At 55.6% G+C, this 4,828-nt stretch carries 7 protein-coding genes; all 7 read right to left on the reverse strand.

Features of this window, described 5'->3' with window-relative positions; translation table 11 throughout:
• A partial coding sequence (locus ACFDSS_RS13465) for a S4 domain-containing protein (protein WP_375256244.1) occupies positions 1-400 on the reverse strand: 400 nt, incomplete at its 3' end.
• Complete coding sequence (locus ACFDSS_RS13470) at positions 397-765, reverse strand: fluoride efflux transporter FluC (RefSeq protein WP_375256245.1); 369 nt, start codon at positions 763-765, stop codon at positions 397-399. The genes ACFDSS_RS13470 and ACFDSS_RS13465, both read right to left, overlap by 4 nt.
• Before the next feature lie 31 nt (positions 766-796).
• On the reverse strand, positions 797-2,107 hold the full coding sequence (locus ACFDSS_RS13475; RefSeq protein WP_375256246.1) for a replication-associated recombination protein A: 1,311 nt from the start codon (positions 2,105-2,107) through the stop codon (positions 797-799).
• Positions 2,108-2,340: 233 nt separating this feature from the next.
• Complete coding sequence (gene rplQ, locus ACFDSS_RS13480) at positions 2,341-2,760, reverse strand: 50S ribosomal protein L17 (RefSeq protein ID WP_375256247.1); 420 nt, start codon at positions 2,758-2,760, stop codon at positions 2,341-2,343.
• Positions 2,761-2,917: 157 nt separating this feature from the next.
• The gene (locus tag ACFDSS_RS13485) at positions 2,918-3,934 is read right to left on the reverse strand and encodes a DNA-directed RNA polymerase subunit alpha (RefSeq protein WP_375256248.1); all 1,017 of its coding nucleotides are present in this window, start codon (positions 3,932-3,934) and stop codon (positions 2,918-2,920) included.
• Positions 3,935-4,044: 110 nt separating this feature from the next.
• Positions 4,045-4,434: a 30S ribosomal protein S11 gene (gene rpsK / locus ACFDSS_RS13490; RefSeq protein WP_090194871.1), complete on the reverse strand. Its 390-nt coding sequence runs from the start codon at positions 4,432-4,434 to the stop codon at positions 4,045-4,047.
• Positions 4,435-4,448: 14 nt separating this feature from the next.
• Positions 4,449-4,817 (reverse strand): 30S ribosomal protein S13, encoded by a 369-nt coding sequence (gene rpsM, locus ACFDSS_RS13495; protein WP_375256249.1) that lies wholly within the window; start codon positions 4,815-4,817, stop codon positions 4,449-4,451.
• Positions 4,818-4,828: the final 11 nt, after the last annotated feature.

Below are 4,828 nucleotides of genomic sequence, written 5' to 3' on the forward strand. Positions count from 1 at the left end.
CATACATCAACGCCTCGGCCAAACCGTCGACATGGCGGGTCGTCTTTGACCCCCCCTGCGTGGCCAAACCGGCGGGTGTGTTGATTGCGATGATATGGTCATCTTTGTAGATCACGCAGGACTGGATCAGCTTTGCATCCGCTTTCGTCACACCACGTTTTGCAAGATGTGCGACTGCTGCCGCTTCTTCTTCGGTCGGCAAAGGCGGAATGCGCACCTTCTGACCAACATCCAGACGGGTATTCGACTTCACGCGGCCACCATCAACCCGCAACTCACCCTTGCGGCACATCTTTTCGATGCGGCCTTGCGTAAGGTGCGGAAACAGGCGGCGCAGATAGCGATCAAGACGCTGGTCGCCATCATCAGGGCCAATGACCCGTGTTTGCACGCCGCTCATAACCAAACTCCTCTCGCCAGCATCACGCCAGCCACCAAACCAAGCAGCAACACCAAGACCGACAGCGCCACATAGATCGCCGCCGCACCCACTTGGCCGCGTTCAAACAATGTGTAGGCCTCAAGCGAGAACGCGGAAAACGTGGTGAAACCGCCCAAGAACCCCGTCATGACGAGCGGGTTGAGGTGGGCCATCCCCTTTTGGAAGGACCACACCACAAAAACGCCCATCAGGAAGCTGCCCAGCACGTTCGCCACCATGATCGCCACGGGAAACCCATCGCGAAACAGCATCAGCCCAAGGCCAAATCGGGTCATTGACCCCAGCGCGCCACCAAGGGCAACCATTGCAAAGCTTATCATCATGGGCGTGCAATCGCGTGTTGCTGACGAATTGTCAATTCTTGCCGCGCTTGGCCCGCAATCCAGCAAAATAATCCACACGTTTTTTCAATTCCCGTTCAAAACCGCGATCCACGGGGGTGTAATAGATCCCGCGTTTCATCGTTTCGGGGAAATAGTTCTGACCACTGAACCCGCCTTCAGCGTCATGGTCATAGGCATAGCCCGCGCCGAACCCCTGCTCTTTCATCAAGCTCGTGGGCGCATTGAGAATATGCGCAGGCGGCGGCTCCGATCCGGTCGCCCTCGCAGCATTTACGGCTGCTTTATAGGCCACATAGGTTGCATTCGACTTCGGCGCGAGCGCGAGATATGTCAAGGCCTGCGCCAACGCCAATTCCCCCTCAGGCGATCCGAGGCGCTCATATGTCTGCCACGCTTGCAGGCACACGGCCTGCGCTTGTGGATCGGCCAGACCGATATCCTCAACCGCCATACGGGTGATGCGACGGGCCAAAAACCTTGGGTCTTCTCCACCCGCCAACATCCGCGCGAACCAGTATAGGGCCGCGTCAGGGTCAGAGCCACGAACCGATTTATGCAGCGCACTAATCAGATTGTAATGCTCATCCCCGGATTTGTCGTATTTCACCGCGCGCTTCATCAGGCGCTTGGTCAGATCGTCAACCGTCAGTTTGGCATCCGTTTTCCACGCGCTCACCTGCTCAATGAGGTTGAGCAAGGCGCGCCCGTCCCCATCGGCCATTTCCAGCAGCGCATCGCGCGCCGGACCATCAAGCGGCAAGCCGCGGCCCAATTCTTTCTCAGCCCGCTGCGCGAGTAGTTCCAGGTCTTTTAGATCCAAACGGGTCAGGATAAAAACCTGAGACCTGCTCAGCACAGCCGCGTTCAGCTCAAAGCTCGGGTTTTCGGTGGTAGCCCCGACCAGCAAGATTGTGCCGTCTTCCATGTAGGGAAGGAACCCGTCCTGCTGGGCTTTGTTAAAGCGGTGGATTTCATCCACAAAGAGCAGCGTGCCCTTGCCGTTTTGTCGGCGCATCTTTGCGGCCTCAAAGACCTTGCGCAGCTCCGGCACGCCGGTAAAGATCGCGCTGATCTGGACAAAATGAAGATCGGTTTCGTCCGCCAAAAGCCGTGCGATGGTGGTCTTTCCCACACCGGGCGGGCCCCAGAAAATCAATGACGATAATGACCCAGAGGCTAACATCGCACCCAACGGCGCATCAGGCCCAAGCACCTGCCCTTGGCCAATCACGTCCACCAAACGCGCAGGGCGCAACCTGTCCGCCAGTGGGCGCGGGCCTGAAGGGGCATCTTTTGGTGTGCTGTCAAACAAGTCGGCCAAGGGCTTAATCCAATGGGGCGTGTAGGTTGGTTTGTGCCGTCACGATACCACCCCTGTTGCCGATCTCAATGGAGCCGCAAAATTCATTGGAACACCACGCGAAGGAATGTCGTTTGTCGGGTACGTCATTCCAAATCCATAGGACAAGCTGCGCGCGTAGGCGGGTATGACCAACAAAAAACCCCTCGCCGGCTTCCAGCGAGGGGTCAATTTCTTAAGTCGAAGGCTGGGACTTAGTCCTCAAGCGCTTCAAACTCAGCCAGACGTGCTTTGTCAGCAGCGCCTTTTGCGTCGACATCACGGTCAACGAATTCGATGATCGCCATTGGCGCCATGTCACCGTAACGGAAACCCGCTTTGATGATGCGGACATAACCACCCTGACGCTCTTTGTAGCGTGGGCCGATTGTGTCGAACAGTTTCGCTGTGTGCATTTCCTGCTTCAGCTGGGCGTTTGCCTGACGACGGGCGTGCAAATCGCCGCGCTTGCCGAGTGTGACAAGCTTTTCGACGATGCGGCGCAACTCTTTGGCCTTCGGCAATGTTGTTTTAATCTGCTCATGTTCAATGAGCGAGCCTGCCATGTTCGCGAACAGCGCCTTGCGGTGCTCATGTGTGCGGTTCAGGCGGCGGTAACCTCTTGCGTGACGCATGTGATAGTCTCCATTTTGTTTTATCGATGGGCCGATGCGATGCGTGTCGCTGGCTCCGTTATTGGGGCGGAATTGCCCGGTCGGTGAAAAGTCTTTTCACCTGAGTTCCCCGCCATTGCGGGCATTTGCGGATGGGCCCGAAGGCCCACCCAAAGTCTTAGAACTGGTCTTCGAACTTCTTGGCCAGATCTTCGATGTTGTCTGGCGGCCAGTCCTCAACGTCCATGCCGAGGTGCAGACCCATGCCCGACAACACTTCTTTGATCTCGTTCAAAGATTTGCGGCCGAAGTTTGGTGTGCGCAGCATTTCTGCTTCGGTTTTCTGGATCAGATCGCCGATATAAACGATGTTGTCGTTCTTGAGGCAGTTTGCGGAACGGACAGACAGTTCCAGCTCGTCCACTTTCTTCAAGAGAAGCGGGTTGAACTCAAGACCGTCATCATCAGCACCAGCTTGTGCAGATTCAGGCTCATCAAAGTTGACGAAGATGGACAGCTGGTCCTGCAGAATGCGGGCTGCGTAAGCAACTGCATCATCAGGTGTCAGCGAACCGTCTGTTTCAACTTTCATGGTCAGCTTGTCGTAGTCCAGAACCTGACCTTCACGGGTCGGCTGCACGTCGTAGCTGACTTTCTTAACAGGCGAATAGATCGCATCGACGGCCATCATGCCGATAGGCGCGTCTTCTGGCTTGTTCTTGTCGGCAGATACATAGCCCTTACCCGTGTTGACGGTCAGTTCCATGTAAAGATCAGCGCCATCATCAAGGTGACAAATTACGTGATCCTTGTTGAGGATCTCGATACCGGCTGTCTCAGAGATATCCGCAGCTGTCACAACGCCCGGACCTTTGGCCTGAACCGAAAGGCGCTTTGGACCTTCAACTTCCATACGGATCGCAACACCTTTGAGGTTCAGCACGATGTCGGTGACGTCTTCACGCACACCGGAAACGGATGAAAACTCATGCAGGACGTTATCGATCTGAACGGCAGTGATGGCAGCACCCTGAAGGGAGCTCATCAAAATGCGGCGCAGGGCGTTGCCCAATGTGAGACCGAAACCACGCTCAAGCGGTTCAGCGATAACAGTTGCCTGACGCGCGGGGTCGTTGCCCGGCTTTACTTCTAATTGAGTTGGCTTAATCAACTCAGCCCAGTTCTTGTGGATCATATGTCCCTCCATACTAGTCTGCCTTCATGTCCAAAAAGGCAAACGCCCGAGGTTAAAATGACGGATTGGGGCCGTGCAAACATGCAGGGCCCCAAGGCGTTTGGGTGTAATTAGACGCGGCGACGCTTTGGTGGGCGGCAGCCGTTGTGGGCCATTGGTGTCACGTCACGGATCGATGTGATGTTAAAACCAGCAGCCGCCAATGCGCGCAATGCAGATTCACGACCGGAACCAGGACCCTGCACTTCAACCTCAAGCGTTTTCACGCCGTGATCTTGTGCTTTCTTGCCTGCATCCTCTGCAGCCATCTGTGCTGCATATGGTGTGGATTTCCGCGAACCCTTGAAGCCCATAGTACCCGCAGACGACCAAGAGATCGCGTTGCCCTGTACGTCAGAGATCAGGATTTTTGTGTTGTTGAAAGAAGAGTTCACATGCGCAACACCGGCTGCGATGTTCTTGGAAACCTTCTTTTTGGTGCGTTTTGTATCACGTGCCATTGATCAAGCCTCCCTTATTTCTTCTTACCAGCAATGGCCTTAGCAGGGCCTTTGCGTGTACGCGCGTTTGTTGATGTACGCTGACCACGAACTGGCAGGTTGCGACGGTGGCGCAGGCCACGGTAGCAACCAAGGTCCATCAGACGCTTGATGTTCATCTGTGTCTCACGACGCAGGTCGCCTTCAACTGTCAGGTTGGCGTCGATGTATTCACGGATCGACAGCACTTCTGCGTCAGAAAGCTGGTTAACACGGCGCGCGCGGTCAATGCCGACCGCTTCGCAGATTTCTTCAGATTTGGTAGACCCAATTCCGGTAATGTAGGTAAGGGCGATTGGAACCCGCTTTGCAGTCGGGATGTTTACGCCGGCAATACGTGCCACGTGTGCAATTC

It is taken from the genome of Yoonia sp. (assembly GCF_042093035.1).
In the GTDB taxonomy this organism is placed as follows: Bacteria; Pseudomonadota; Alphaproteobacteria; order Rhodobacterales; family Rhodobacteraceae; genus Yoonia.

Bases quoted from the DNA above. Each gene is read 5' to 3' on its own strand.
- ACFDSS_RS13470 (WP_375256245.1), bottom strand. From the start codon at position 765: ATGATGATAAGCTTTGCAATGGTTGCCCTTGGTGGCGCGCTGGGGTCA.
- rplQ (WP_375256247.1), bottom strand. From the start codon at position 2,760: ATGCGTCACGCAAGAGGTTACCGCCGCCTGAACCGCACACATGAGCAC.
- ACFDSS_RS13485 (WP_375256248.1), bottom strand. From the start codon at position 3,934: ATGATCCACAAGAACTGGGCTGAGTTGATTAAGCCAACTCAATTAGAA.
- rpsK (WP_090194871.1), bottom strand. From the start codon at position 4,434: ATGGCACGTGATACAAAACGCACCAAAAAGAAGGTTTCCAAGAACATC.